Consider the following 25,930-nt stretch of genomic DNA (forward strand, 5'->3'; position numbering starts at 1 on the left):
GACTAGGTCCTATACTATTTAGCAATGGTTGGTTTATCACCACAGGAGTGGCAAACCATGGAAGCGTCAAGGAGCATCAAGAAGGGGAGCTGTTGCAAGGTGCATGGAGCTGCCCTCACTGCGTTGGTAGTAGCAGGCCTGGTGTTGGTGCCTGGCACAGTGGAAGCAGAAAGCTTGATTCTAAGTGAGGCGGCTGCATCACCGCTCAATGAAGATATCTATACGCACTCCCATGCGGATGTCATCCCCTTGGATGACATGGAAGAACTGCGTGGCGGCTTTTCGATTGGTGGTGTTGATGTGGACTTCGGTGCCACCTTGCAGACCAAAATCGACGGCATGGTTCGTATGCAGACGCAATTAGCATTTAGCCAGGCCGGCATCAATGTCGTCTCAGAGGAAACTACCTACCTGTCGCCAAATGCCACGAGTATCAGCCCTAATGGTACATCTGTTACCCAGGTTGCTCCGAAGACATTCAATCTGGCAGGGCTTGCAGATTTTTCCGGGGTGGCTTTTTCCGACGCTGGAAGTTTCACGGCGGCGCTTCATAATATCACCCGAAATGCCATTATCAGTACCGTTGTAAGCAATGGTTCCGGACAGAATATTTCTCAGAGTATTGACGTCAGTGTGACGTTGAGAAATGCTGAAGCACTTCAATCCTCACAGACACAGTCCGCCATTATGCGTTCATTCAGGAGTTTTTAGAGATTTTATTTAATTTTATATATTAAAAAGGCCTTCATTGAAGGCCTTTTATTTTACAGTACGGCTTTTAAAAACCAGTTGTTTAGAAAACATCAAAACCAAAAGGCGCGCGTAGTGTCAGTGTAGTGTCGGGAGCATCTTCAGTGACACCGAACTCAAGGTTTAAACTTAGGGCGACATCCGGATCAATTTGGTAAGACCACCCGAGTAGCATAGAGCCGACATTTAAAGATTCAGCCGTTTGTGTGGTCTTAATCCCGGTATCAGGGTCTGTAAACTCAGTATCTGTCTCACCAATGAAATCATTCTTATAGCCTATCGTGAAGGAAGACTTCTGGTTGATGGCGTAGGCCATGCCAAAACTCATGCGTATAGCATCACCGGGGTCCACTTCACCGATGACAAATTCACCGATCCTTTCATTAACATCTTTCTTGAGGTTAATAAGATAGCCGATGTTAGCGAAGTAGATGGCCGGGTCTGATGGAAACAGGATGGTCAGGCTGGGCTCAATGGAATGGAAGCCTGAGCCTGTGGCCAGCTCCCGCTCTATACCATCATCGGTACGATCTATCTCGAAGGGGCTCTTGCCCGTTGTTGACTTGTAGCGCAGGTTGCCGACGTAGAAGGGACCACCATCGAGGTTACGATTGAGCTGATAGTGGGCAGCAACTTCAATATCACCCAAGCCATCGCCGGAGAGAGAGCGTGATTGATCAAATGAGGGTTCAACTTCTGCAATGGTAGTAGTAACCGTATCCTCACGATAGACATAGGGAACCTTGAGCTCGAGCTCCAGTCGATTGGTCACCCCCAGGCGCCCTGTCAGCGACGTCGTCCAGGTATCCCGATCAACATCTTCGGCATTCAAGGCGCCGATCAGCAGGGTGCTGAGTATTTCGACACCGCGGAAGGTCAGTCGATTGACGCTGGAGTGTGAGTATTGGAATTCAGGCTCTAGTACAAACCGACCTTGAGGCGTCAGTACCCCACCTATATCGGGAATTGCCTGGATTTCTGGCTGTTTTTCCTGTGCAGGAGGCGGCTGGCCGACCTGCTCCATGTTCTGATCGTCAGATGTCTGGGCGTATGAGGATCCAGCCACCATCATTGTTAGCAGACTGGGTAAAATGATTACCCTTTTGGTCATCTCGTGCATAGTCGTCCCCTCGCTTTTTAGCCCCTTTGACCCCAACAATGTGTTGATCGATTGATCTCGATCATGTTGGTTTACTCGTATCAGGTATGATGTGCCAGCTAATGATGAGTGCTTATTTTCTTACCTACCCATAGGCAAGCTTAGTGCATCTATAGCCGGCCTCAAGAAATTTGCGTTCAGGATAAAAAAATATTGTGAGTAATGAGTTGCCTACCCGCTAGATAGATGATGAATTTATTATATTGGAAGTTTCAAAAATGGTCTTTTGGGTATCACATCCTTCGGTAGCTTGGCGAGATAGGTGATGCTTCTCCATTAGGCGATAGAGTGTTACACGGGAGACACCTAGCTCCTTGGCAGCTTTTTGTACCTTGTACTTGTTCCTGACCAAGGCGGCATTGATGACTTCATGCTCGGCGATCTCACGGGCCTTTTCCAGCGTGAGCGGTTCTCGCCAGTCATGACTGCGTCGTTCCAGCCCCAAATCTTCTGGCGAAATCAAACGATGCTCGCACATCACCGTAGCCCGCCTTACGCGGTTGATGAGCTCCCTGACATTGCCTGGCCATTGATACTGCTGCATCACAGCTCTGCTGTCCTTGCTGAAGCCACGAGCTCTGGTTCTAGTCTCACCTGAAAATTTATCGAAGAAATGATCAGATATAAGTCCAATATCCTGGCTACGGTCTCTTAAGGGAGGGACTGAGATATGGAGTACATTCAAACGGTGATAGAGGTCCTCTCGGAACTTTCCTTCTTCGATCGCCTTATTCAAATCGACATGAGTCGCTGCCAATACCCTGACGTCTACTGATATTTCAGTCGTATCGCCAATGCGTTGTATTTTATGGTCCTCTAGAAACCGTAGTAGGTTAACTTGCATTTCGAGCGGAAGATCCCCTATTTCATCCAGGAAAAGCGTTCCTCCTTGAGTCGCTTCAATGCGTCCAACCTTGCGCTTTATCGCCCCTGTAAAGGCCCCTTTTTCATGACCAAAAAGTTCGGACTGAATGAGATGGGTCGGCAAAGCACCACAATTCACGGCATTGAAAGGGCCATGTTTACGTGCTGATATTTCATGAATGCTTCGGGCTGTCAGCTCTTTGCCTGTTCCGGACTCGCCATTGATAAACACGGGAGCATCGACTGCAGCCACTTTTTTGATGTTACAAAACAGCCCCTTCATTGATGCTGTGTTACCTAACATTTTTAGCATGCTACCCTGCTTCATTCCCTCGCGAGGGGATCTTGCACTGTTTTCTCTCCTTAGCAGTGACATCGCCTTGCAGCGAAATAATGAAATAATGATGTCATCAACGGAATCATCGTGCTCATGAAAGACGAAAAGGTTGCGTAATATAAATGTCTCGAGTACGTGACTAGCTCGAAAAGAGGCCGGGTCATTTACCAACCATCCGACCCAGTCCATATCAGGGTAAGCACTGATGGACTCTTCAAGCGTAGATAATTCATCCTCATCTGAGCTATGAATAGGTATGAGCCCGATAGGTATTCTACTTCCCTCATTTTGCGATTTAACTTGCAACTTAGCAGACGAAATTCCTATCCAGCCTTTTTCCTCGAGTATATCAAGCTTATCCCGAATATGTGGAGAGCACTCATGGGGGAAAATGAAGAACTCAGGCGAGTCCATTCGATTCACCTTTATCTTTAAAAGATATAGAGAAGCTGGCTATTCTAGTTGCTTTTTCAAGCTCCTTTGAGAATTTTTTTTAATGGGGCAGGGCTAGTCGCCAAGTTTTGCCGTGCCCAATTCATTGCTTGAATACGGTTGTGGACTTTTATTTTTTTGAAAATATTGTAAAGGTGCGATTTAACGGTATGTTCGCTGACAAAAAGTTTATCGGCGATATCGGTATTGGAAGCACCAGAACTCAGCAGGCTGATGATTTCCATTTCGCGGTGTGTCAGCCCACAAACCGGGCGATACGCATTGCGCTGCTGCTGCCGATAGAAGTTTATCAGCCGTGCCATCAGGCTACGCGACATCCAAAGGTCGCCTTCGATGAGTCGGTTGATCCCCTTGCAGGTCAATAGCAAGCTATCGTTGCGGTAGAAAACGCCCTGTAGGTGGTAGGCCGCCAGTAAGTCGGCAGCGTGATCCTCATCGCGAAGATTCAGGGCCGCGAGCACCACGGTCTCATTTTCCAGCGACAGGTTGTGCCATTGCTGAATCGCTTCTTCCGCCACATGGTTCGTGTCCAGCAACACGATGTTCTTGCTACTGCCATCTGGAATGACTTGTGCATCCGGTGGAAGGGCAGTGACCGTCTCATCTAACTGCTCATGAATATAGTTGATGAAGAGCTGAGACTGGGGGTTGCAGTCCGTGACGAGCAGGATTGAAATGCCTGGATGATTCATGACCTGTACTCCGGCGAAATTTTCATCATCCGATAGGATGACGCCTCATATGATCCATATGTATAGCCGATCTCTCGCCTAAGCGTTGCTTGTTCCGGCCTATTTGTAAAGTTTAGTTACAAAAATAGCTTGCACCTGCCTATCGGAATGGCAACTGCTGGCCACCATCATTTTCTTATTACACTATATATATCATATAGTTAGTTGTTTTTACCGAGTCCAGGATGAGCCGGCTGAAGCATAACGCTGAGTCGATTTTCATAATGTAACTGATTGTTGAGCGGGCTGGGTTCGTGCTTTTCGGTGACATTCCTAATCGTCGAAGCCTATCCCTCCTCCCCAGTGCTGGATGTCACAGGCGTGGCCTGGAGCGTAAAATGGTGGCATTTCTCTAGCAGGAGCCAAAATGATGACCATGCAACGACTGGTATTGGCCAGTGGTAATAGCGGAAAGCTGCAGGAGTTTCATCGCCTTCTGGCACCCCTGGGGTACGCCGTACATCCGCAGGCAGAGTATGAGGTACCTGAGGTAGAGGAAACCGGCCTTACCTTCGTCGAGAATGCGCTGCTCAAGGCACGCGAAGCATGTCGAGTGAGTGGTTTGCCCGCGCTCGCCGATGACTCCGGCTTGGCGGTGGACGCGTTGAATGGGGCCCCTGGGATCTACTCCGCCCGCTATGCCGGGGTACCGAAAAGCGACGATGCCAACAACCGCGAGCTACTCGCCGCCTTGGCCGAGGTGCCAGAAGGTCAGCGGGCGGCACGCTACTGGTGTGTGCTGGTCTATCTGCGCCATGCCGATGACCCGGTTCCCCTGATCGTGCAACGCAGCTGGGATGGCGAGATCCTTTTCTCGCCAAGGGGTGAAGGTGGATTCGGTTATGATCCGCTTTTTTGGCTACCCTCCCTTGGCCGATCAGCCGCCGAGCTAGATGGCGATGAGAAAAATCGTGTCAGCCACCGAGGCCAGGCCATGCAGGCATTATTGGAGCAACTGGCAACATGAGTGCCCTGCCGCCTCTTGCGCTCTATGTCCATGTGCCGTGGTGCGTTCGCAAATGTCCGTATTGCGACTTCAACTCCCACGGTGTGGGCTATGGAGCAGACCTGCCTGAGGATACCTACCTCCAGGCGTTGCTGGCCGATCTCGATGCCGATCTTCCCTTGGCCGACGGGCGTGAGCTGGTCAGCATCTTTATCGGTGGGGGAACGCCGAGCCTGATGTCGGCCGACTTTTATCGCCGTTTCATCGCTGAGCTTCGCCTCAGGTTGCCGCTGGCCGAGGACATCGAGATCACGCTCGAAGCCAACCCGGGTACCGTCGAGCACGATCGCTTTGAAGGGTATCGGGAAGCGGGGATCAACCGGCTCTCCCTGGGCATTCAAAGCTTTCAGTCATCGCAGTTGGCAGCGCTGGGCCGCATTCACAGCGGTAACGATGCCAAGCATGCCTTCGAGCAGGCGCGGGATGCCGGTTTTGACAATATCAACCTGGATCTGATGCACGGCCTGCCCGGGCAGGACCCCGCATTGGCGGAAGACGATCTTCAGCAGGCGCTAGCGCTCGGCCCCGATCATCTGTCTTGGTACCAGCTGACCCTGGAGCCCAATACCGAATTCCATTCCCATCCGCCGGCCTTGCCCGAAGAAGAAACGCTTTGGAAGATTCAAGACAAGGGCCATGACCAACTCGAAGCGGCCGGTTTTCATCGCTACGAGATTTCGGCTTACAGTCGCCCCGGGCGTGAAGCACGTCATAACCTGAATTACTGGACCTTTGGCGACTATCTGGGTATCGGCGCCGGTGCACATGGCAAGCTGAGCCGGCCGGGAAGACAGGGGCTGGAGATCGAGCGTCGCTGGAAGAGCCGCCAGCCCGAGGCCTATCTGCGTCGCCTGAATGATCCCCGCGGCTTTGTCGCCGGCCACCAGCGTATTCCTGAACAGGACCTAGTGCTCGAATTCGCCATGAACACGTTGCGCCTGGTCGAGGGCGTCCCTTCGGACACCTGGGTACGCCATACCGGACGTTCACTCGAGCAATTGGAGCGGTCGCTGAAGGAAGCGCGCAAAAAAGGATTACTTGTGGAAGATCCCTCGCATCTGCGAGCCTCTGCTCAAGGCTTGTTGTTTCTCAATGATCTCTTGGCTATGGTCAGTGACGACTAACCCAAGGTGACGAGTTCGTGACCCCAAGGAGTATGAACCGTATGACCCAATACTTTCGCCTTGCCCTGCCGCTGGCTGCAGCCCTGACGCTGGCCGCCTGTTCGACCACCAACTCCAACACCGGCGAGACCCAACGCAGCAACACGGGAACCGGTGCAGCTATCGGTGCCGCTGTCGGTGCCATGGCAGGCATGATCAGTGGTGATGGTGGTTCCAGCAGCCGTGACCGTGCGCTGATCGGTGCCGCGGTGGGTGCAGCTGCCGGTGGCGGTATCGGCGCCTATATGGATCGCCAGGAAGCCGAGCTGCGCCAGAGCATGGAAGGCACCGGTATCGGCGTAGACCGCCAGGGTGACAACATCATTCTCAACATGCCGAGCAGCGTGACCTTCGCCTTCGATTCCAGCGACCTGACCCCCGCAGCACGCTCAGCCCTGAATGATGTCTCTAACGTGCTTCAACAGTACCCTGAGACCCGCGTCAATATCGCTGGTCACACCGACAGCACGGGGGCGGCTGACTACAACCAGCGCCTATCCGAGCGGCGTGCTTCTGCGGTGGGCAACTACCTGTCCCAGACCGGCGTCGCCGGCATGCGCCTGTCGATGACCGGCTATGGGGAAAATCAGCCGATCGCCAGCAACGATACCGAGCAGGGTCGTGCCCAGAACCGTCGGGTCGAGATCACGCTGACTCCGATGCAACAGCAGCAGCAGTAATACGCCACCCTGTGCCTGCTCTGGCAGGCCGCATTCTGACCCGCGGGCCTGCCAGCCAGCCCGCGGGTCTTTTTCGTGGATTCGACTATGCTTGCCTATCAACATGCCTACCATGCCGGCAATTTCGCCGACGTTCATAAGCATCTAACGCTTTTTGCCGTTACGCATTATTTATTACGTAAAAAATCGCCTGTTACGTATATCGATACGCACGCCGGCCGCGGAAGTTATCCCCTGGATGCCGAGGAGACCCTAAAGCTCGAGGAGTACCGCCACGGAGTGGCGCCGCTCTGGGATGAGCGTAAGACCCTGGGGCAGAGCGATCCCTTGCTTGGCGAGTGGCTGGATAGGCTGGATCTGGCACAGCGCGAGGCACGTCCTGAAGGCAAGTCTCATCTGGCGGTCTATCCCGGCTCGCCTTGGTGGCTGAATCAGGCGCTACGCTCGCAGGACCGGCTCAGTCTGTTCGAGCTCCATCCCAAGGAGCACGATCACCTGAGCGGACAGGCCCTACCCGACAATGCTAGGCGTATCCATGGCGATGGACTGGAAGGGCTCAAAAAGCGGCTGCCCGTTGCTACTCCGCGCCTGTGCGTGCTGATCGACCCCAGCTATGAACGCAAGGAAGAATATGCCGAGGTGGCTGCTAGCCTTCGCGAGATCGGCCGCAAGGCCCGTCATGCGGTCGTGATGATCTGGTATCCATTGCTGCCGGCAGGGCGACATCATGTGCTGCTCGACGAGGTCAAACGGGCAGGACTCCGCAAGCTGTGGCGCAGTGAGTTCATCCTTCGGGATCCCGGGGCGGCCTCTCATGGCATGTATGGCAGCGGCATGCTGGTGATGAACCCCCCCTGGGGCCTCGACGAGATGCTGAACCCAACCATGTCGCTGATCCGCGCACGCCTGGCCCCTCAGGGCCGCCATGAGAGTGGCTGGTGGGTAGGGGAGTAAGCGTTCACTTCGTCTGTATGGCTTATAGTGTGAGGCTTATAGAATGGTGACGGTGAAGCCCTGGGCTTGCGAGTAGAGCGGTTTTCGCTTGATCGCGCCCGGGGCTCGCTATTTGGATCCATTCATTTACCGATACAGAAACTGCCGAATATCTCGCCAAGCAGGTCGTCGGCGCTGAACTCACCGGTGATTTCACCCAAGGACTGCTGAGCATCGCGGAGATCTTCGGCCAGCAGTTCCCCCGCTCCGTAACCCGCCAGTTGCGCCTCTCCGTTTTCCAGGGCCGCCGTCGCACGGTCTAAGGCGTCCAGGTGGCGCCGGCGAGCCGAGAAACGGCCCTCGGTGGTGCTGGAAAAGCCCATTACCGTCTTCAAGTGCTCCTTCAAGTTATCCACACCCTCTCCGGTCTTCGCCGAAAGGCGCAGCACCGGGGTGGGTGTGGATAAGTCGAGCCCTGGGGCTTCTTGGCTGGTATCGACCTTGTTGCGGACCAGGGTCAGCCGGGACGGGTCGGCGAGACGTGCGACGAATTCCGGCCAGATGGCCATCGGATCGGTCGCCTCGCTGATGCTGGCATCGACCATCAGCAGCACCCGGTCGGCCTTCTCGATCTCCGCCCAGGCGCGGGCGACGCCGATCTGCTCGACGGCATCCGGTGTGTCGCGAAGTCCGGCGGTATCGATCACGTGCAGCGGCATGCCGTCGATATGGATATGTTCGCGCAGCACGTCTCGGGTGGTGCCCTCAATATCGGTGACGATGGCGGTGTCCTGCTCGGTCAGCGCATTGAGCAGGCTCGATTTGCCGGCATTGGGGCGCCCGGCGATCACCACGCTCATGCCCTCGCGCATTAGGGCCCCCTGGCCGGCGCTGACCCGCACTGCCGCCAGCTCTTCCTTGACCGCGGTGAGCATTGCCGCGACCTTGCCATCGGCCAGGAAATCGATTTCCTCTTCGGGGAAGTCGATGGCCGCCTCGACATACATTCGCAGCTCGATCAATCGCTGAACGAGGGCGTCGACGCGGGACGAGAACTCGCCCTGCAGCGAACGCAGGGCGTTCTCGGCGGCGCTGCGCGAGCTGGCATCGATCAGGTCGGCGATGGCCTCGGCCTGGGCCAGGTCCAGCTTGTCGTTGAGGAAGGCGCGCTCGGAGAACTCTCCGGGCCGGGCCAACCGAGCGCCTTGCTGCACGCAGCATTCGAGCAGCAGGTCCATGATCACCGGGCCGCCATGGCCCTGCAGTTCCAGTACATCCTCGCCGGTAAAGGAATGCGGGCCCTCGAAGTAGAGGGCGATGCCTTCGTCGATGATGCCCTCTTGGCCCTGGAAAGGGCCATAGTGAGCCTGACGAGGTCGCGGCAGGGTGCCCAGCATGTGCCGAGCGATCGCGGCACACAGCGGCCCTGAGACGCGCACAATGCCCACCCCGCCGCGCCCCGGCGGGGTAGCGAGGGCGACGATGGTGTCCTGGGTATAGAGACGACTGGCAGCCATGATGACTCCGGTGACAAGGTCGTGGAATTGTCCCGTGACGGGGGCAGAAACGCCAGACCCCCGCCGGGGCGGGGGTCTGGAAGCGTGGCGGTGACCAGGATCACTCCTTGGTCTTCATGCCCTTGCCAACGCTTGGATCGTTCTCGATGTTCCGCGTGATGAACCACTGCTGCAGGATCGAGATGGTGTTGTTGACCACCCAGTAGATCACCAGACCAGCCGGGAACCACAGGAAGAAGAAGGTGAAGATCACCGGCAGCATCTTCATGATCTTCGCCTGAGTGGGATCCGGCGGCGTCGGGTTCAGCAGCTGCTGCACGAACATGGAGGCACCCATCAGGATCGGCAGGATGAAGTAGGGATCCTTCACCGACAGATCCTGCACCCAGAGCATGAAGGGCGCGTGACGCAGTTCAACGGATTCCATCAGCATCCAGTACAGGGCGATGAAGACCGGCATCTGGATCAGGATCGGTAGGCAGCCCCCCAGAGGATTGATCTTCTCCTTCTGGTAGAACTTCATCATCTCCTGGGACATCTTCTGGCGATCATCGCCGAACTGTTCCTTGAGACGCTGCATCTCGGGCCCCAGCTTGCGCATGCGGGCCATCGATTTATAGGCCTTGGCAGACAGCGGGAACAGGACCAGCTTGACGACTATGGTCAGGACCACGATCGACCAGCCCCAGTTGCCGAGCAAATCATGGATATGGTCGAGCAGCCAGAACAACGGGTTGGCCAGGAACCACAGCCAGCCGAAGTCCACGGTCAGCTCCAGGTGCGGAGCCACGGCCTCGAGGCGCTCTTGCACCTTTGGCCCCATGTAGACGGTAGCACCGAGAGCGGCTTCACCGCCCGGTGCCAGCGTCTGCAGCGGACCGGCGAAGGCGGCGACATTGCGGCCGCGAGAATCGGTGGCCGCATAGTACAGGTTCTGCTGGCCCTGCTGAGGAGCCCAGGCCGTGGTGAAGTAGTGCTGGATCATGGCGACCCAACCACCCTCGACATCACGGTTGTTGAAGCTGCCGTCCTGAATATCCTCGAAGTCGACCTTCTCGTAGTGGTTCTCCGGAGAAGAGTAGGCCGCCCCAAGATAGGACTTCATGCCCATGCCCGAACCGGTGCTCGGATCGGCACTGTTGTCCCGGGCCAATTGACCGATGAAGCGTGCGCTGACGGGTTCCCCTCGGTCATTGTTGAGGAAGTAGTCGACCTTGACGGCATAGGTATCGCGCTGGAACGTCAGGCGCTTGGTCACATCGACGCCGTTGACCGTAGCGCTGAGCTCGACCACCACGCTGTCATCGCCCTCGTTGAGGCGATAGTCGGCCTGGCTCGGCGTGAAGGCGATCCGTCCTTCGTGTCCCTCGAGCTGGAGGCCCGATTTGGCGACGAAGCTACGGTTCGCGTTGTCGGAGAGCAACACGAAGGGCTGGTCGGAATTATTGGTCAGCTTGTGATCGAGCAGGGCCGCGTAGACGATATCGCCGCCTTGCGGATCGATGCGAACGTCGAGCACGTCGGTGGTCACGGCGACTAGAGCACGGCTGTTGTCGTCGGCAGCCGCTGGATCACTCATGCTACCGGTTAGGTCCGATGCCCCTTGCGGGTTCGAAGAAGTCGTTGGTACCGACAGGCCCGACGCCTCATCGGCGTTGTCCTGACCAGTGGGTTGGCCACTGGTGGCAACCGAGGGTGCCTGGGTCTCAGTGGTGACCTGGCCGTAGTCCTGGTTCCACTGTACCACCAGCAGATAGGCCAGTACGGCGAGAGGAATCAGCAGTAGGAGTCGTTTTACGTCCATGAGGGTCCTGCCCGATGGAAAATGAACATTCTGCAGTGCAGGGATCGTTGCCCCGTTAATACACACGAAAGCCTGCCAGGGGCAGGCTCCGAGGATCGCCGGTGTGTCCGATCAGGATGGCGAGGCCGACTGCTTGCGAACGTCTTTTTCCAGACGCCGCCACATGCCATGAAGCTGGCGATGCAGAGTGTCATTATCCAGCTCATGAACGCCGCGCCGGGCCAGGACGATGATGTCCACGGAAGGTAGGCGATGCTGCTGGTGACGAATGGATTCACGCACTAGGCGCTTAAGACGGTTGCGATCGACGGCTCGTCGCACGGTCTTCTTGCTGAACACCATGCCGACACGAGGGTGGCCAAGCGGGTTATGACAGGCGAGAGCCAGCATCCCCTTGCCGTGAACCTTGAGTGACGCATGGTCGAAGACGTGACGGTATTCCCCGGCGTTCAGCAGGCGCAGCGACCGGGGAAAGTCCTGATGGGGCAAGCGCAATCCGAGATCACGCGCTCAGACGCTTGCGACCCTTGGCACGACGACGTGCGAGGACGGCGCGACCATTTTTGGTGGCCATGCGTGCACGGAAGCCATGGTTACGCTTGCGCTTGAGGACGCTGGGCTGAAAGGTGCGTTTCATAACTATTTGATTCCCACGTGGTTAATTGGACATGACGTCTAATTGGCGAAGCCCTGGCTCCGACGGGGAACCCGGGTAGATTCGGCTCAAGACCGGGAATTCTAGTGAATTCGCCGTCTCGGTGCAATTTTTCCGTCGACCTCTCGTGGTCTTTTCTCTGCCATCGCCGTTCCAGTGGCATCCAGTGACCCGCTCATCAGGCAAGCATCGTTCGCTGTTTTAAACATCATGACCACTTCAATAACTATATTAGACCTTCTTACTGATGTTGTTATTAATAGTGGGGACAATATTTGTGGATAAGCCAATATAAGTCATTTATTACAGTTTTTTATATGGACAACAAGCCTGTGTGCAAACGGTCGATGCCAGAAGGACGCTCAGGGGATAAGTTGATGACAAGTTGAAGGGCTGTCCACAGCCAGTGGTTGCCCTCAGGTTCATCCAGGGGTTCTTAAGGAGACAGACGCAAGGTTGTCCACAGGGAGAAAACCATGCCGTGTCATGTGGATAACCTGAGCCTCGAACGCTACAATGCGGGTCTTTCGTCAACCGGTTGGTGAGGTCGCGTGTCTGTCGCTCTTTGGCAACAATGTCTGGATTACCTGCAGGACGAACTGAGCTCCCAGCAGTTCAATACCTGGATCCGTCCCTTGCAGGCGGAGGAAGGGGAGTCCAACGAGCTTTGCCTGTTGGCCCCCAACCGCTTCGTGCGTGACTGGGTCAGTGACAAGTACGCCAAGCGCATCAGTGAACTGATGCGTGAGCTGTCCCCAGCGAAGCCACCCAAGGTGTCGCTGACGGTGGGCAGTCGGCGTGCCGCTCCAGCGCCTCAACCCCGCGAACTGGGCAACCCGGTTTCCGCCGGGTCGCGTCCAGCGCAGGCCGCACCGGCGGTGCATACGCCACCTCGGGGCGATTATGCCGATGAGCGTGAGATTGGTCAGATGCGTGACGAGGGGCCCCGGAGGCCTGCCGGTAATGCCCGCCAGGTACAGGTCGAGGGCAGTCTCAAACACCAGAGCGGCCTCAATCCCAACTTCACCTTTGAGACCTTCGTTGAGGGTAAGTCGAACCAGCTGGCCCGTGCCGCCTCCCGCCAGGTCTCCGAGAATCCCGGTGGCGCCTATAACCCGCTGTTCCTTTATGGCGGCGTGGGTCTGGGTAAGACGCACCTGATGCACGCGGTGGGTAACCAGTTGGCCGGCCGCAGCGAGAACGCCAAGGTGGTCTACCTGCATTCCGAGCGCTTCGTGGCCGACATGGTCAAGGCGCTGCAGCTCAATGCTATCAATGACTTCAAGCGCTTCTATCGGAGCGTGGATGCCCTGCTGATCGACGATATCCAGTTTTTCGCCGGTAAGGAGCGTTCCCAGGAAGAATTCTTCCATACCTTCAATGCGTTGCTTGAAGGCGGCCAGCAGATGATCCTGACCTCCGACCGTTATCCCAAGGAAATCAGTGGGGTAGAAGAGAGGTTGAAGTCACGTTTTGGTTGGGGGCTGACGGTGGCTATCGAACCGCCGGAGCTTGAGACCCGGGTCGCGATCCTGATGAAGAAGGCCGATCAGGCCAAAGTCGACCTGCCCCATGATGCGGCTTTCTTTATAGCTCAGAAGATTCGCTCCAATGTGCGTGAACTGGAAGGCGCCCTCAAGAAGGTCATCGCCGATTCCCATTTCATGGGCAAGACGATCACTCAGGATTTCATCCGTGAGTCCCTGAAGGATCTGCTGGCCCTGCAGGACAAGCAGGTAGGGGTCGACAATATCCAGCGCACCGTCGCCGAATACTACAAGATCAAGCTGTCTGATCTTCTCTCTAAACGTCGCTCGCGTTCGGTGGCGCGTCCCCGTCAGGTGGCCATGGCCCTGGCCAAGGAGCTCACCAACCACAGCCTGCCGGAGATCGGCGACGCCTTCGGCGGGCGCGATCACACCACGGTGCTGCATGCCTGCCGCAAGGTGCAGGCGTTGCAGGAAGAGAACGCGGACATCCGCGAAGATTACAAGAACCTGTTGCGCCTGCTGACCAGCTGATGGCCGCCGACCGGTTACCTTCGCATCACGTCATCGAATTCAGGACAAGAGTGGAGCACACATGAAATTTTCCATCTCCCGCGAAGCCCTGCTGCGCCCCCTGGCGCTGGTCGCCGGCGTGGTCGAGCGTCGCCAGACCCTGCCGGTACTCTCCAATGTGCTAATCCAGGTCCAGGATACCCAAGTGGCCCTGACCGGCACCGACCTCGAGGTCGAATTGATCGGTCGTACGGCCCCGACTCAGGTCGATGAGCCTGGCTCGGCTACGGTGCCAGCGCGCAAGCTGATGGACATCTGCAAGTCGCTGCCCGAGCAGTCGGAGATTCAGTTCGTTCTGGAAGACGGGCGTGCCGTGCTGCGCAGCGGTCGCTCGCGCTTCACCCTGTCGACCTTGCCGGTGGCGGAATTCCCCAATATCGAGGATGGCCAGGGCAGCGTTGAGCTGAGCCTGCCACGGGGTACCCTCAAACACCTGATTGATTCGACCTCCTTCGCCATGGCCCAGCAGGACGTTCGCTACTACTTGAACGGCATGCTGCTCGAGCTGCGCTCCAACCTGGTGCGCACCGTCTCTACCGACGGTCACCGTCTGGCGGTCTGCTCGCGTCCAGCCGACATCGAAGTCGAACCGGCCCAGAAGCTGATCGTGCCGCGCAAGGGGGTGCTTGAGCTTTCACGTCTGCTCGACGACAGTGATGAGCCTGTCAGCCTGACGCTCGGCTCCACGCACGTGCGTGCTCACACCGGTGAGTTCACCTTCACCTCGAAGCTGGTCGATGGCAAGTTCCCTGACTACGAGCGGGTAGTGCCGCGTAACGGCGACAAGGTGTTCATCGCGGACCGTGCCGAACTGCGCCAGGTTCTGTCACGTACCTCGATTCTCTCCAACGAGAAGTATCGCGGCGTCCGGCTGCACCTCGAAGAGGGCAATCTGCGGGTCATGGCCAATAACCCCGAGCAGGAGGAAGCCGAGGAGAACGTGGCCATCGAGTATTCCGGGCCGGCGCTGGAAATCGGCTTCAATGTTGGCTATCTCATTGATGTGCTAGGGGTTCTCGACGAGGATCGCGTGCAGATGACGCTGGCTGACCCTAACAGCAGTGCCCTCATGGAAGAGCCGGGTGGCGGCGATGCCATGTACGTCGTCATGCCGATGCGTCTCTGATCTCTCCCTCCTCTGCACCACGGATGATGCCCGGTGCGCCGCCGGGTATCCCGGGAAGTGTTTCATGACCCTCGACCGTCTCGCCTTCATGGGGCTTCGCAATCTGGTCAGTTTGGAGATGGCCCCTCAACCGGGGATCAACGTCATCGTCGGGGCCAACGGTAGCGGCAAGACCAGCCTCCTCGAGGGTATTCATATTCTCGGCATGGGGCGTTCCTTTCGTACCCAGCAGCTCAAGCATGCCATTGATCATGACGATCAGACGATGACCCTGCATGGTCGACTGGTTGGCGACCCTCCGCTGCCGGTAGGCATCCGGCGGCGTCGTGACCAGTCTGAGCTGGAAATGCGCATGGCAGGCGAGCGGGTGGCGCGAGTCTCTCAGCTGGTCGAAGCGCTCCCCCTGCAGCTGATCAATCCCGACGCCTTTCGTTTGCTGGAAGGTTCTCCCTCATCCCGTCGCGAGTTTCTCGACTGGGGTGTGTTTCACGTGGAACACGATTTCCTCGAGGCCTGGCGGCGCGTACGCAGGGCGCTGAAACATCGGAATGCGCTGCTCAGGCGTGATAGAATTGACGGTCGTTCACTGGATGTCTGGGACCACGAGTTGGCACAGTGGAGTGAGCGGCTTGACGCCTTGCGACATGCTTATATGGATGCCTTCCTCCCGGTTTTCGAGGACACGCTAGCCGAGTTGCTGCCGCTTCCTGGTTTGAGCCTTCGTTATTCGCGCGGTTGGGATCGGCAGCGGACCCTGGCTGAGGTTCTGCGGCAGGGACGGGAAAGCGACAGTCAGATGGGGTTTACCCAGCAGGGGCCGCAGCGGGCGGATTTAAAACTTCGCGTGCAGCGTCGGCCGGCGGTCGAGGTGCTGTCGCGAGGCCAGCAAAAACTGGTGGTAAGCGCGCTGAAGCTGGCACAGGGACGATTACTGGAAATGTCCACCGGGCGCACCTGCATCTATCTGATCGATGATCTGCCTGCCGAACTCGATGCCAACCATCGCCGTGTTTTTTGCCGGTGGCTGGAGCGTATGGAGTGCCAGGTGTTCATCACTACTGTCGACCCCGATGTTCTCTCCGGGGTATGGCAGTCGACAACGCCAGTAGCGATGTTTCACGTGGAACATGGCCGGCTGGCGGCATACGGAATGAAAGACTTCACGACGGAGTAGTCAATGAGCGAACAGGCTTACGACTCATCGAGCATCAAGGTACTCAAAGGGCTGGATGCCGTACGCAAGCGTCCTGGCATGTATATCGGTGACACCGATGACGGCACCGGCCTGCATCACATGGTGTTCGAGCTGGTAGACAACTCCATCGATGAAGCACTGGCCGGTCACTGCAGCGAGATTCGCGTCGTCATTCATCCGGACGAATCGATCACCGTCAGTGATAACGGCCGTGGCATCCCTACCGACATTCATCAGGAAGAGGGCGTGTCGGCAGCGGAAGTGATCATGACCGTGCTCCACGCTGGCGGCAAGTTTGACGACAACTCTTACAAGGTCTCCGGTGGCCTGCACGGGGTAGGGGTGTCGGTGGTCAATGCGCTCTCCGAAGAGTTGAAGTTGACCATCTGGCGGGCCGGCCAGGTTCACGAACAGATCTATCATCACGGCGTGCCGGCTTCACCGCTGTCGATCGTCGGCAAGACCGAAAAGAGCGGCTCACGGGTGCACTTCCGGCCGTCTCCGGAGACCTTTGCCAACATTGAATTTCACTACGATATTCTCGCCAAGCGCCTGCGCGAACTGTCATTCCTGAACTCCGGGGTGGCGATTCGTCTGATGGACGAGCGCAGCGGCAAGGAGGAGCTGTTCCACTATGAAGGCGGTTTGAAGGCCTTCGTCGATCACCTCAATACCAATAAAACGGTGCTTAATCCGGTCTTCCACTTCAACGTGGAGCGGGAAGATGGCGTTGGCGTCGAGGTGGCGATGCAGTGGAACGACACCTTCGCCGAGAATATCTTCTGCTATACCAATAATATTCCCCAGCGCGATGGTGGTACCCACCTGGCCGGTTTCCGTGCCTCGCTGACCCGCAGTCTCAACAACTACATCGAAGCTGAGGGCCTGCTGAAGAAAGCGAAGGTCAGTACCTCCGGCGATGATGCCCGTGAGGGATTGACTGCGATTATTTCGGTCAAGGTGCCAGACCCCAAGTTCTCCTCCCAGACCAAAGAAAAACTGGTCTCCTCCGAGGTCAAGACGGCCGTCGAGCAGGAGATGGGGCGTCAGTTCTCAGACTATCTGGTGGAACGGCCCAACGAAGCCAAGTCGATCGTCAACAAGATGCTCGATGCTGCTCGTGCCCGAGAAGCGGCTCGTAAGGCCCGCGACATGACGCGCCGCAAGGGTGCCTTGGATATTGCCGGCCTGCCCGGCAAGCTGGCGGACTGCCAAGAGAAGGACCCTAGTCTTTCCGAACTCTACCTGGTCGAGGGTGACTCGGCGGGAGGTAGTGCCAAGCAGGGGCGTGATCGTCGCACCCAGGCGATCCTGCCGCTCAAGGGCAAGATCCTCAACGTCGAAAAAGCGCGCTTCGATAAGATGCTGTCCTCGGCTGAAGTCGGCACCCTGATCACCGCCTTGGGCTGTGGCATCGGTCGCGAAGAGTTCAACCCTGACAAGTTGCGCTATCACTCGATCATCATCATGACCGATGCCGACGTTGACGGCTCTCATATCCGCACCCTGCTGCTGACGTTCTTCTTCCGTCAGATGTCGCAGTTGATCGAGCGGGGGCACGTCTTTATCGCCCAGCCGCCGCTCTACAAAATCAAGCGCGGCAAGCAGGAGAGCTACCTCAAGGACGAACAGGCACTGGTCAACTATTTGACCACGACAGCGCTGGATGGCGCCGGCCTGCACGTCAATGCGGATGCGCCTGGGATCGGTGGCGAGCAGCTAGAAGCACTCGTGCAGCAATATCGAGATGTCATGAACCGCATCGACCGTCTGTCGCGGGTCTACCCCAGCGAGGTGCTGCGCAAGATCGTGCATGCCGAGAGCCTGGCGGGAGAGGAGAGCCTCAAGGATCGCGACCGGATGCAGCGCTGGATCGACCAGCTGCAGGACGAGATGGATGCGCTGATTGCTTATGAGGGCGGACCCCGCTATACCTTCGAACTCCAGGAGGATACGGAACGCGGTCTCTTCCTGCCGGCGGTGACGCTTACCGCTCATGGCGTGTCGACGGATTATGTGTGGGGTATGGACTTCTTCCGCAGCGTCGATTACCAGGCCATGACCGGCCTTGGCGATGCCTTGGAAGGCTTGCTCGAAGAAGGCGCCTACGTATCACGCGGTGAGCGTCAGCAGCCAATCACGACCTTCTATGATGCCCTCGAGTGGCTGATGAAGGAGGCCCAGCGAGGCTTCTCCATCCAGCGCTACAAGGGACTTGGTGAGATGAACCCCGATCAGCTATGGGATACCACCATGAACCCGGAGACCCGTCGTATGCTACGCGTGACCATCGAGGATGCGGTGGCATCAGACATGATGTTCAACACCCTGATGGGCGATGAGGTGGAGCCACGTCGTGACTTTATCGAGCGCTTCGCCCTGGTCGCCAACCTGGACGTCTGACCGCCGACTGGGTTGGCACCATGGGGCATGTGCGAGCTTGTTCGTGACGTTGGTGTCCAGGCCAATGTTCCACGTGAAACATGGTCCCATCTTCTTTATCCCTTAACGACACGAGGCCGGCAAATGCCGGCCTCGTGTCGTTGGTTCTGGAAGGAGGGTGTTCTCAGTGCCTGGCGCATGCGAGCCGTCAGGAGGCGGGTGGATGGTTCAGTGGTGATGTCCGGGTAGCAGCTAGGCTGGCGCCTTCATCCATGGCGGCATCCGGGGTGCCAGCAGGTGGGCTGGAATCGAGACTGTCCGCCTGAGCGTCGTTGATCAGCCATCCCACGAAGGTGGCTAGGTCATCGAAGACGCGGGCATGCTGCAATCCTTCTCCCTTAGCCTCGGTATCACGTCCCTTGCCTGTTCGCACCAGTGCGCTACGACAGCCAATAGCTTCTCCTGCCTGGAGGTCGCGCAGACTGTCTCCGACCATCCAGCTGCGCGCAAGGTCTGCTAGGCCGAGGCGGTCGCGAATCGTTTCCAGCAGCCCCGCTTTGGGCTTACGACAATGGCAGTTGTCAGCGGGTTCATGTGGGCAGTAGACGATTTGTTCGATCTTGCCGCCGGCGCCTTCTACTAGGGCATTCAGCCGGGCATGAATCGCGTCGACGACCCTCTCGTCGAAATATCCCCTAGCGACGCCTGACTGGTTGGTGGCAACCGCCACTGTCCAGCCGTTGCGACTCAGCCATGCGATGGCATCGATGGCGCTGGGGTAGGGCACCCACTCGTCGAGGGATTTTATGTACTGGTCGGAGTCCTGGTTGATGACGCCATCACGATCGAGAATCACAAGTTTTGGTGCAATGGGCATGATGGGTGTCTCAGTGGGTAGGCTCAGACGTTTAGTGTAGGTGGGTGTTTCACATGGAACAACTGAGGGATGCAATACCTCTCGCATAGCAGGAAGGAATGTTCCACGTGAAACACGGCGTAGAGCTGAGGCAAGAGGATGACAGGTGGCATAAAAAACCCGACATATTTGTCGGGCTTTTTGTTTCACGTGGAACTCCAGGCTTTTATTGCTGTAGCTCGGCGATATCGGCCACACCTAGGAAGAGAGCCTGCAAGTTGGCTAGCAGCGCCAGGCGGTTGCGGCGAACATCATCGTCATCGGCCATCACCATCACTTCATCGAAGAAACGGTCGACCGGCTCACGCAGACTGGACAGCGCATCCAGTGCCTCGGCATAGCGAGCCTCAGCGAACAGAGGCGTCACGGCGACACGGCGCGCTTCCAGCGCCTCCGCCAGGGCGTGTTCTGCGGGTTCCGCCAGCAGGTGAGTGTCGACGTGAGTCGAGCCGTCGTGGTCCTGTTTAGCCAGGATATTGGCCACTCGCTTGTTGGCTGCAGCCAGGGCGGCAGCTTCCTCTCGCTGGCTGAAGGCATGCACGGCCTGCACGCGGCGCGCGAAGTCCAGCGGTTTGGTGACAGGACGCGCGCGTACGGCGAGATACACCTCGACGGCGATGCCTTCATCCTGGGTCCAGGCGCGGAAACGGTCGAGCATGTAGTCGAAGACGTCATCGACGAGCCCGTCGGCCTTGGGTAGGTCCGAATGCTGGGCCGCGGCCAGCTCGAGCAATTCGCGCAGGTCCAGATCCAGCTCGCCCTTGATCAGGATGTTCAGCACGCCGATGGCGGCGCGGCGCAGGGCGAAGGGATCCTTGGCGCCGGTGGGACGCGCGCCGATACCGAAGATGCCGGTAAGGGTGTCGAGTCGATCAGCCAGCGCCAACGCTTGGCCGGTACGGGTCTGGGGAATCACATCGCTGGCAAAACGCGGCAGGTACTGCTCGTAGAGAGCCTGGGCGACTTCCTCGGCTTCACCATCCTGGCGGGCGTAGTAGCAGCCCATGATGCCCTGCAGTTCGGGGAACTCCAGCACCATTTCGGTGACCAGGTCACATTTGGCGAGCTGGGTGGCGCGCTGTGCATGCTCGGCATTGCCGCCGATGCGTTCGGCGATGAAGCTCGCCACTGCTACGCTGCGGGTAGCCTTGTCGGCCAGGGTGCCCAGTTGCTGCTGGAAGACGACATTGCCAAGCCCCTCGCGGCGCGCCGCTAACGGCGTCTTGCGATCGATGTCGTAGAAAAAGGCCGCGTCGGCCAAGCGAGGCCGGATCACCTTCTCGTTGCCTTCGATCACCTGCTGCGGGTCACGGCTTTCGATATTGGCGATAGTGATGAACAGTGGCTTGAGGCGGCCGTCGACATCCAGCAGGTGGAAGTACTTCTGGTTGGCCTTCATAGAAGAAATGAGGCACTCCGGCGGTACTTCCAGGAAGCGCTCGTCGAAGCTGCCGGTGAGGGCCACCGGCCATTCCACCAGGCCGCTGACTTCGATCAGCAGGTCCTCATCGATCACCGCTTCGGCATCTAGACACTCGGCTTCGGCCAGTACCTGTTCGCGGATGCGTTCGCGACGACGGTCGCGGTCGGCGAGTACATAGGCCTCTTCCAGGGCGCTGAGATAGTCATCGGCATGGGCCAGCGCAATCGCCTCAGGGGCGTGAAAGCGATGTCCATAGGTGGTGCGGCCGGCATCCAGGCCCAGCACCTTGGCCTCGACGACCTCGCGGCCATAAAGCATCACCAGCCAATGCACCGGGCGGGAGAACTCGATACGCGAGCTGCCCCAGCGCATGTTCTTGGGTACCGGCAGGCCGTCGATAGCCTTGGCAATGATCGCCGGCAGCAGGGCGGTAACGGCCTCACCCTGTTGCTGTTCGCGGTAGCCGAGCCAGGTGCCCTTGGAGGTTTCGAGATGGATGAGATCATCGACGCTGACGCCGCAGGAGCGGGCGAAACCTTCGGCAGCCTTGGTGGCTACGCCGTCCTTGAAGGCGGCAGCCAGCGCCGGGCCTCGGCGTTCGATCTCGCGATCTGGCTGCTTGTCGGCCAGGGCGTCGATCTGCACGGCGAGGCGGCGCGGTGTGCCATAGGCACGCACCTCGGCGAAGGGTACTTCAGCCTCGGTGAGGCCTTGGCGCAGGCTCTTGGCCAGGGCATCGGAGAGACTGTCGATGGCGCTCGGTGGCAGTTCCTCGACGCCGAGTTCGATCAGAAAGGTATCGGTGGCCATGGCTCAGGCGTCTCCTTGTTCGGCTAGCAGTTCGCGTTTCAGGGCGTCCGGGGCCATCGGGAAGCCAGCGGCCTTGCGCGATTCGTAATAAGCATGGGCCACGTCGCGGGCCATGGTGCGGACACGCAGGATAAAGCGCTGGCGCTCGGTGACCGAGATCGCATGCCGGGCATCGAGCAGGTTGAAGGTGTGGGAGGCCTTGAGCACCATCTCATAGGCCGGCAGCGGTAGGCCGGCCTCGAGCAGCTTGCTGCACTCGCGTTCCTGATAATCGAAGGCGTCGAACAGGGCCGGCACGTCGGCGTGTTCGAAGTTGTAGGCCGACTGCTCTCGTTCATTCTGCAGGAAGACATCGCCATAGGTGACAGTCGTGCCGTCCGGCGCGATGGTCCAGACCAGGTCATAGACGCTGTCGACGTCCTGCAGGTACATGGCGATGCGCTCGAGGCCGTAGGTCAGCTCGCCGGTCACTGGATAGCATTCAATGCCGCCGGCCTGTTGGAAGTAGGTGAACTGGGTCACCTCCATGCCGTTTAGCCACATTTCCCAGCCCAGGCCCCAGGCGCCCAGGGTCGGCGATTCCCAGTTGTCTTCGACGAAGCGGATGTCATGGACCAGCGGGTCGATGCCGAGACGCTCGAGCGAGCCGAGATAGAGGGCCTGGAAGTTAGCCGGCGACGGCTTCATGACGACCTGGAACTGGTAGTAATGCTGCAGGCGGTTGGGGTTCTCGCCGTAGCGGCCGTCTGTCGGTCGGCGCGAAGGCTGAACGTAGGCGGCGTTCCAGGTTTCCGGGCCGATGGAGCGCAGGAAGGTGGCGGGGTGGAAGGTACCGGCACCGACTTCCATATCCAGCGGCTGCATGATGGCGCAGCCCTGTTCGGCCCAATATTGCTGCAGGGCGAGGATCAGGCCCTGGAAGGTTTTCACGTCTGGCGTCGACTGTGTCATTGGTGAAGCACCGTTGGCCCATGAATTCAAGAACTGCCAAGTATACAATCAGAGGTTAATCGGATATAGGCGCGTGGACGGATTGAGCCGCGTGCCGGACATGATGGGGAGTTGACGATGATCGTAGTCACAGGCGGCGCCGGCTTTATCGGCGCCAATCTGGTCAAGGCACTGAATGCCCGCGGCCGGCAAGACGTGCTGGTGGTGGATGATCTTTCCGACGGCACCAAGTTCGTCAATCTGGCCGACTGCACGCTGGGGGACTATCTCGACAAGGATGACTTCCTGATGCGCGTCGAGGCCTCGCTGCGCGGCGATGACGCCGGGCTACCGGAGATCGAAGCGATCTTTCACGAGGGCGCCTGCTCAGACACCACCGAGTGGGATGGGCGCTTCATGATGGAAAACAACTTCGAGTACTCGAAGGTGCTGCTCCACTTCTGCCAGGCCAAGGGCATTCCCTTCCTGTATGCCTCCTCGGCGGCGACCTATGGCGGCAGCGAGGTATTCTTCGAGGCCCCTGAGCACGAGAAGCCGCTCAACGTTTACGGCTACTCCAAGCTGCTGTTCGATCAGTATGTGCGGGCGCGCTGGGATACCTTCAACAGCCAGGTGGTAGGCTTTCGCTACTTCAACGTCTACGGGCCCCGAGAGCAGCACAAGGGCAAGATGGCCAGTGTGGCCTACCACCACCACACCCAGGTGCAGGCTGGGCAGAATCCCAAGCTTTTCGGCGCCTGGGACGGCTATGAGGCCGGCATGCAGAGCCGCGATTTCGTCTACGTCGGCGACGTGGTGAAGGTGAACCTGTGGTTCCTCGACAACCCGGAGCGTTCGGGAATCTTCAATCTGGGGACCGGCCGGGCCGAACCCTTCAAGGCGATCGCCGATACCGCAATCGACTACTACGGCAAAGGGCAGATCGATTTCATCGACTTTCCGGATGAGCTCAAGGGGCGCTATCAGAGCTATACCCGCGCCGATATCACGCGTCTGCGCGAGGCCGGCTATACTGCCGAGTTCAAGACCGTCGCCGAGGGCGTGCGCGAGTATCTGGAGTGGCTGAATGGCTAACGCCGGCGAGCGGATTCTGGTAGTGGGGCCGTCCTGGGTCGGAGACATGGTGATGGCCCAGAGCCTTCTGATGACGCTCAAGGCGCGCCATCCCGGCTGCACGGTGGGCGTGGTCGCTCCAGGCTGGTCGCTGCCGATCCTCGAGCGCATGGCGGAGGTCGACGAGGCGCTGGCATTGGAGGTGGGTCACGGGGAGTTCGGTTTCGCCGCTCGCCGTGAGCTGGCACGTCGTCTCAAGGGGCGCTTCGATCGGGCCATCGTGCTGCCACGCTCCTGGAAGTCGGCGATGGTGCCTTTCCTGGCACGCATTCCCAAGCGCCGAGGCTTTACCGGCGAGCAGCGATTGTGGCTGCTCAACGAGCGGCGCCACCTGGACAAGACGGTGCTCGACCAGACCGTCAAGCGCTTCGTCTCTCTGGGGCTACCCGAGCAGGAAGCGGCTGGCGGGAAATTTGCCATTCCACGCCCCCGCCTCGCCGTGGACCCGGACAATCTGGTCGAGCTCAGGCTCACGCATCAGCTGTCATCGCGCCCGGCCATCGGCATGATGCCCGGGGCCGAATATGGCCCTGCCAAGCAGTGGCCCCTCGAGCACTTTCATTCGCTGGCGGAAAAGCTGGTGGCCGAGGGCTACGAGGTTCGGGTCTTGGGGGGAGACAAGGATGCCACCGCCGGTGAGGTGATCTGCGCGGGGCTGCCTCATGCCCATAATCTGTGCGGGCGCACGCGGCTGGCCGATGCCGTTGACCTGCTCGCCGACTGCGAGCAGGTGGTGACCAACGACTCAGGGCTGATGCACGTGGCCTCCGCGGTCGGCACTCGGGTGCATGCCATTTATGGCTCCTCGTCGCCCGAGTACACGCCGCCGCTGACCAGTAACGCGCGCATTCACTATCTGGCGCTGTCCTGCTCGCCGTGTTTTGCCCGGGAGTGCCCGCTTGGCCACACCAACTGCCTCAAGGATATCTCTCCCGAGCGCATGTTGGCGTCGATCCTGCCCGCCTCGCCCCAGGTGCTTACGCCTGCCGGTTGACCCGTTCGTTCTCGTAGAGCTCATTGAGCTTGGCGTACTTCATATAGGCTCTGAAGGCGGTGGTCATCGCTACCGTCATGCCATCGCTGCCCTGGAAGATACCGCCCTTGAGGATCAACTTGCGCAGGGTGGCGGTCAGGGCATGCAATGCTGGCGCCCAGTTCGAGGCGGGCACGCCGCGATCCTTCATCGCCCAGGCATCTCGTGATGACAGCTGATTGATGCGCTCGATCCAGTGCTTGAGATCATGATAGGTGAAGTGGTGCAGGTGGGCGCCGGTAGGCTCGACCTTGGGGGCCTTGACGGCGGCATGGCCCTTCTTGGGCTCGTAGCCGGCCTGAGTACGGTTGTATAGCCGTGCCACCGAGTCGGGATAGAACCCGGCCGCCCGAATCCAGTGGTGTCCGACGTAGTTCTTGCGCCGAAACGCATAGGCCGTGGAGGGGTCAGTGAGGCCTAGCGACTGGATGCAGGTAACGGCATCGTCGTCGAGCCGCTCATCGGCATCCAGGGCCAGGATCCAATCATGGCTTGCGTAGGGCACGCCAAAGGCCTTCTGCGGCCCGTCGCCCAGGTAAGCCTGTTCGATCACCCGGGCGCCTTCGGCCTCGGCGATCCTGACGGTGTCATCCTGGCTGAGCGAATCCACCACGATGACCTCGTCACAGACCCGAAACAGTGAGCGGATGCATTCAGCGATCTGTCGTTCTTCGTTGAGAGTGATGACCACTCCGGTAATCGGCGTCATGGTGCGATCTCTTGTTGTGCGAGTGCGGTGGGCATGGTGGCGTCGAACCAGGCCGCGAGCAATGCTTGGTACTGGGCGGCTAGGTCGCCACAGCGACCCTGCTGGGTGCCTGTCCGTTCAGTGCCTTAAGCCTCGTCGTGCAAAGGGGTATAGTACCCCG

General features: G+C 58.5%; 22 protein-coding genes. 11 read left to right on the top strand and 11 right to left on the bottom strand.

What is annotated here, in order from left to right; all coding sequences use genetic code 11:
• Window positions 1-57: 57 nt before the first annotated feature.
• Complete coding sequence (locus tag HUS66_RS14230; RefSeq protein ID WP_175071662.1) at window positions 58-711, top strand: hypothetical protein; 654 nt, start codon at window positions 58-60, stop codon at window positions 709-711.
• Window positions 712-793: 82 nt separating this feature from the next.
• On the opposite strand, the gene HUS66_RS14235 is transcribed toward HUS66_RS14230, so the two are convergent.
• The 3 genes from HUS66_RS14235 to HUS66_RS14245 all read right to left on the bottom strand — a co-directional run bounded on the left by HUS66_RS14235 (window position 794) and on the right by HUS66_RS14245 (window position 4,255).
• Window positions 794-1,870 carry a transporter gene (locus tag HUS66_RS14235; RefSeq protein ID WP_175071665.1) on the bottom strand — a complete coding sequence of 359 codons (1,077 nt, stop codon included), beginning with the start codon at window positions 1,868-1,870 and terminating at the stop codon, window positions 794-796.
• A 217-nt stretch (window positions 1,871-2,087) separates the two neighbouring features.
• Complete coding sequence (locus HUS66_RS14240) at window positions 2,088-3,524, bottom strand: sigma-54 interaction domain-containing protein (RefSeq protein WP_175071666.1); 1,437 nt, start codon at window positions 3,522-3,524, stop codon at window positions 2,088-2,090.
• A 56-nt stretch (window positions 3,525-3,580) separates the two neighbouring features.
• Window positions 3,581-4,255, bottom strand: a complete 675-nt coding sequence (locus tag HUS66_RS14245) for a LuxR C-terminal-related transcriptional regulator (protein ID WP_175071668.1) — start codon at window positions 4,253-4,255, stop codon at window positions 3,581-3,583.
• A 406-nt stretch (window positions 4,256-4,661) separates the two neighbouring features.
• Between HUS66_RS14245 and rdgB the strand changes: the two genes are divergently transcribed.
• The 4 genes from rdgB to HUS66_RS14265 all read left to right on the top strand — a co-directional run bounded on the left by rdgB (window position 4,662) and on the right by HUS66_RS14265 (window position 8,097).
• Window positions 4,662-5,261, top strand: coding sequence for an RdgB/HAM1 family non-canonical purine NTP pyrophosphatase (gene rdgB, locus HUS66_RS14250; RefSeq protein ID WP_175071670.1), 600 nt, complete (start codon window positions 4,662-4,664; stop codon window positions 5,259-5,261).
• Window positions 5,258-6,424, top strand: coding sequence for a radical SAM family heme chaperone HemW (hemW, locus tag HUS66_RS14255; RefSeq protein WP_175071672.1), 1,167 nt, complete (start codon window positions 5,258-5,260; stop codon window positions 6,422-6,424). The genes rdgB and hemW overlap by 4 nt, the downstream gene beginning before the upstream one ends.
• Window positions 6,425-6,465: 41 nt before the next feature.
• The gene (locus HUS66_RS14260) at window positions 6,466-7,143 is read left to right on the top strand and encodes an OmpA family protein (protein ID WP_175071674.1); all 678 of its coding nucleotides are present in this window, start codon (window positions 6,466-6,468) and stop codon (window positions 7,141-7,143) included.
• A gap of 87 nt (window positions 7,144-7,230) precedes the next feature.
• Window positions 7,231-8,097, top strand: a complete 867-nt coding sequence (locus HUS66_RS14265) for a 23S rRNA (adenine(2030)-N(6))-methyltransferase RlmJ (RefSeq protein ID WP_175071676.1) — start codon at window positions 7,231-7,233, stop codon at window positions 8,095-8,097.
• A gap of 122 nt (window positions 8,098-8,219) precedes the next feature.
• Here HUS66_RS14265 and mnmE read toward each other — a convergent pair whose 3' ends face one another.
• The 4 genes from mnmE to rpmH all read right to left on the bottom strand — a co-directional run bounded on the left by mnmE (window position 8,220) and on the right by rpmH (window position 12,034).
• Window positions 8,220-9,593 carry a tRNA uridine-5-carboxymethylaminomethyl(34) synthesis GTPase MnmE gene (gene mnmE, locus HUS66_RS14270; RefSeq protein WP_175071678.1) on the bottom strand — a complete coding sequence of 458 codons (1,374 nt, stop codon included), beginning with the start codon at window positions 9,591-9,593 and terminating at the stop codon, window positions 8,220-8,222.
• Window positions 9,594-9,693: 100 nt separating this feature from the next.
• Window positions 9,694-11,397 carry a membrane protein insertase YidC gene (yidC, locus tag HUS66_RS14275; protein ID WP_175071680.1) on the bottom strand — a complete coding sequence of 568 codons (1,704 nt, stop codon included), beginning with the start codon at window positions 11,395-11,397 and terminating at the stop codon, window positions 9,694-9,696.
• A gap of 111 nt (window positions 11,398-11,508) precedes the next feature.
• Entirely contained in the window at window positions 11,509-11,886 is a 378-nt protein-coding gene (rnpA, locus tag HUS66_RS14280; RefSeq protein WP_175071682.1) for a ribonuclease P protein component, read from the bottom strand.
• Window positions 11,887-11,899: 13 nt separating this feature from the next.
• Window positions 11,900-12,034: a 50S ribosomal protein L34 gene (gene rpmH, locus HUS66_RS14285; RefSeq protein WP_092388829.1), complete on the bottom strand. Its 135-nt coding sequence runs from the start codon at window positions 12,032-12,034 to the stop codon at window positions 11,900-11,902.
• 569 nt (window positions 12,035-12,603) lie between these two features.
• Between rpmH and dnaA the strand changes: the two genes are divergently transcribed.
• The 4 genes from dnaA (at window position 12,604) to gyrB (ending at window position 18,836) form a co-directional block, all read left to right on the top strand.
• The gene (gene dnaA / locus HUS66_RS14290) at window positions 12,604-14,073 is read left to right on the top strand and encodes a chromosomal replication initiator protein DnaA (RefSeq protein WP_175071684.1); all 1,470 of its coding nucleotides are present in this window, start codon (window positions 12,604-12,606) and stop codon (window positions 14,071-14,073) included.
• A 61-nt stretch (window positions 14,074-14,134) separates the two neighbouring features.
• Window positions 14,135-15,238 carry a DNA polymerase III subunit beta gene (gene dnaN, locus HUS66_RS14295; protein WP_112055677.1) on the top strand — a complete coding sequence of 368 codons (1,104 nt, stop codon included), beginning with the start codon at window positions 14,135-14,137 and terminating at the stop codon, window positions 15,236-15,238.
• Between the two features lie 64 nt (window positions 15,239-15,302).
• Complete coding sequence (gene recF, locus HUS66_RS14300) at window positions 15,303-16,412, top strand: DNA replication/repair protein RecF (RefSeq protein WP_112055678.1); 1,110 nt, start codon at window positions 15,303-15,305, stop codon at window positions 16,410-16,412.
• Between the two features lie 3 nt (window positions 16,413-16,415).
• Window positions 16,416-18,836 carry a DNA topoisomerase (ATP-hydrolyzing) subunit B gene (gene gyrB, locus HUS66_RS14305; protein ID WP_175071687.1) on the top strand — a complete coding sequence of 807 codons (2,421 nt, stop codon included), beginning with the start codon at window positions 16,416-16,418 and terminating at the stop codon, window positions 18,834-18,836.
• Between the two features lie 187 nt (window positions 18,837-19,023).
• On the opposite strand, the gene gmhB is transcribed toward gyrB, so the two are convergent.
• From gmhB to glyQ, 3 genes are read right to left on the bottom strand one after another with little or no spacing between them, the layout of a single operon-like run.
• On the bottom strand, window positions 19,024-19,929 hold the full coding sequence (gene gmhB, locus HUS66_RS18030; RefSeq protein ID WP_340162764.1) for a D-glycero-beta-D-manno-heptose 1,7-bisphosphate 7-phosphatase: 906 nt from the start codon (window positions 19,927-19,929) through the stop codon (window positions 19,024-19,026).
• Window positions 19,898-21,964: a glycine--tRNA ligase subunit beta gene (gene glyS, locus HUS66_RS14315; protein ID WP_175071690.1), complete on the bottom strand. Its 2,067-nt coding sequence runs from the start codon at window positions 21,962-21,964 to the stop codon at window positions 19,898-19,900. The genes gmhB and glyS overlap by 32 nt, the downstream gene beginning before the upstream one ends.
• A 3-nt stretch (window positions 21,965-21,967) precedes the next feature.
• On the bottom strand, window positions 21,968-22,915 hold the full coding sequence (gene glyQ / locus HUS66_RS14320; protein WP_175071692.1) for a glycine--tRNA ligase subunit alpha: 948 nt from the start codon (window positions 22,913-22,915) through the stop codon (window positions 21,968-21,970).
• Between the two features lie 117 nt (window positions 22,916-23,032).
• Between glyQ and rfaD the strand changes: the two genes are divergently transcribed.
• Together rfaD and waaF are read left to right on the top strand one after the other, a co-directional pair.
• Complete coding sequence (gene rfaD, locus HUS66_RS14325; protein ID WP_175071694.1) at window positions 23,033-23,989, top strand: ADP-glyceromanno-heptose 6-epimerase; 957 nt, start codon at window positions 23,033-23,035, stop codon at window positions 23,987-23,989.
• Window positions 23,982-25,022, top strand: coding sequence for a lipopolysaccharide heptosyltransferase II (waaF, locus tag HUS66_RS14330; protein ID WP_175071695.1), 1,041 nt, complete (start codon window positions 23,982-23,984; stop codon window positions 25,020-25,022). The genes rfaD and waaF overlap by 8 nt, the downstream gene beginning before the upstream one ends.
• Here the strand turns inward: waaF and HUS66_RS14335 are convergent.
• Window positions 25,006-25,770 (bottom strand): glycosyltransferase family 2 protein, encoded by a 765-nt coding sequence (locus HUS66_RS14335; RefSeq protein WP_175071697.1) that lies wholly within the window; start codon window positions 25,768-25,770, stop codon window positions 25,006-25,008. The two genes, waaF and HUS66_RS14335, sit on opposite strands and share 17 nt — an antisense overlap.
• Between the last annotated feature and the right edge of the window lie 160 nt (window positions 25,771-25,930).

The sequence above is a fragment of the Onishia taeanensis genome, assembly GCF_013349955.1.
In the GTDB taxonomy this organism is placed as follows: domain Bacteria; phylum Pseudomonadota; class Gammaproteobacteria; order Pseudomonadales; family Halomonadaceae; genus Onishia; species Onishia taeanensis_B.

Excerpts from the sequence above, each read along its gene's own strand:
- rpmH (WP_092388829.1), bottom strand. The coding sequence starts at position 12,034 with ATGAAACGCACCTTTCAGCCCAGCGTCCTCAAGCGCAAGCGTAACCAT.
- glyQ (WP_175071692.1), bottom strand. The coding sequence starts at position 22,915 with ATGACACAGTCGACGCCAGACGTGAAAACCTTCCAGGGCCTGATCCTC.
- dnaN (WP_112055677.1), top strand. The coding sequence starts at position 14,135 with ATGAAATTTTCCATCTCCCGCGAAGCCCTGCTGCGCCCCCTGGCGCTG.
- HUS66_RS14260 (WP_175071674.1), top strand. The coding sequence starts at position 6,466 with ATGACCCAATACTTTCGCCTTGCCCTGCCGCTGGCTGCAGCCCTGACG.
- waaF (WP_175071695.1), top strand. The coding sequence starts at position 23,982 with ATGGCTAACGCCGGCGAGCGGATTCTGGTAGTGGGGCCGTCCTGGGTC.
- glyS (WP_175071690.1), bottom strand. The coding sequence starts at position 21,964 with ATGGCCACCGATACCTTTCTGATCGAACTCGGCGTCGAGGAACTGCCA.
- HUS66_RS14265 (WP_175071676.1), top strand. The coding sequence starts at position 7,231 with ATGCTTGCCTATCAACATGCCTACCATGCCGGCAATTTCGCCGACGTT.
- gyrB (WP_175071687.1), top strand. The coding sequence starts at position 16,416 with ATGAGCGAACAGGCTTACGACTCATCGAGCATCAAGGTACTCAAAGGG.
- rfaD (WP_175071694.1), top strand. The coding sequence starts at position 23,033 with ATGATCGTAGTCACAGGCGGCGCCGGCTTTATCGGCGCCAATCTGGTC.
- recF (WP_112055678.1), top strand. The coding sequence starts at position 15,303 with ATGACCCTCGACCGTCTCGCCTTCATGGGGCTTCGCAATCTGGTCAGT.
- yidC (WP_175071680.1), bottom strand. The coding sequence starts at position 11,397 with ATGGACGTAAAACGACTCCTACTGCTGATTCCTCTCGCCGTACTGGCC.
- HUS66_RS14245 (WP_175071668.1), bottom strand. The coding sequence starts at position 4,255 with ATGAATCATCCAGGCATTTCAATCCTGCTCGTCACGGACTGCAACCCC.
- HUS66_RS14230 (WP_175071662.1), top strand. The coding sequence starts at position 58 with ATGGAAGCGTCAAGGAGCATCAAGAAGGGGAGCTGTTGCAAGGTGCAT.
- HUS66_RS14235 (WP_175071665.1), bottom strand. The coding sequence starts at position 1,870 with ATGCACGAGATGACCAAAAGGGTAATCATTTTACCCAGTCTGCTAACA.
- rdgB (WP_175071670.1), top strand. The coding sequence starts at position 4,662 with ATGATGACCATGCAACGACTGGTATTGGCCAGTGGTAATAGCGGAAAG.
- hemW (WP_175071672.1), top strand. The coding sequence starts at position 5,258 with ATGAGTGCCCTGCCGCCTCTTGCGCTCTATGTCCATGTGCCGTGGTGC.
- HUS66_RS14335 (WP_175071697.1), bottom strand. The coding sequence starts at position 25,770 with ATGACGCCGATTACCGGAGTGGTCATCACTCTCAACGAAGAACGACAG.
- HUS66_RS14240 (WP_175071666.1), bottom strand. The coding sequence starts at position 3,524 with ATGGACTCGCCTGAGTTCTTCATTTTCCCCCATGAGTGCTCTCCACAT.
- mnmE (WP_175071678.1), bottom strand. The coding sequence starts at position 9,593 with ATGGCTGCCAGTCGTCTCTATACCCAGGACACCATCGTCGCCCTCGCT.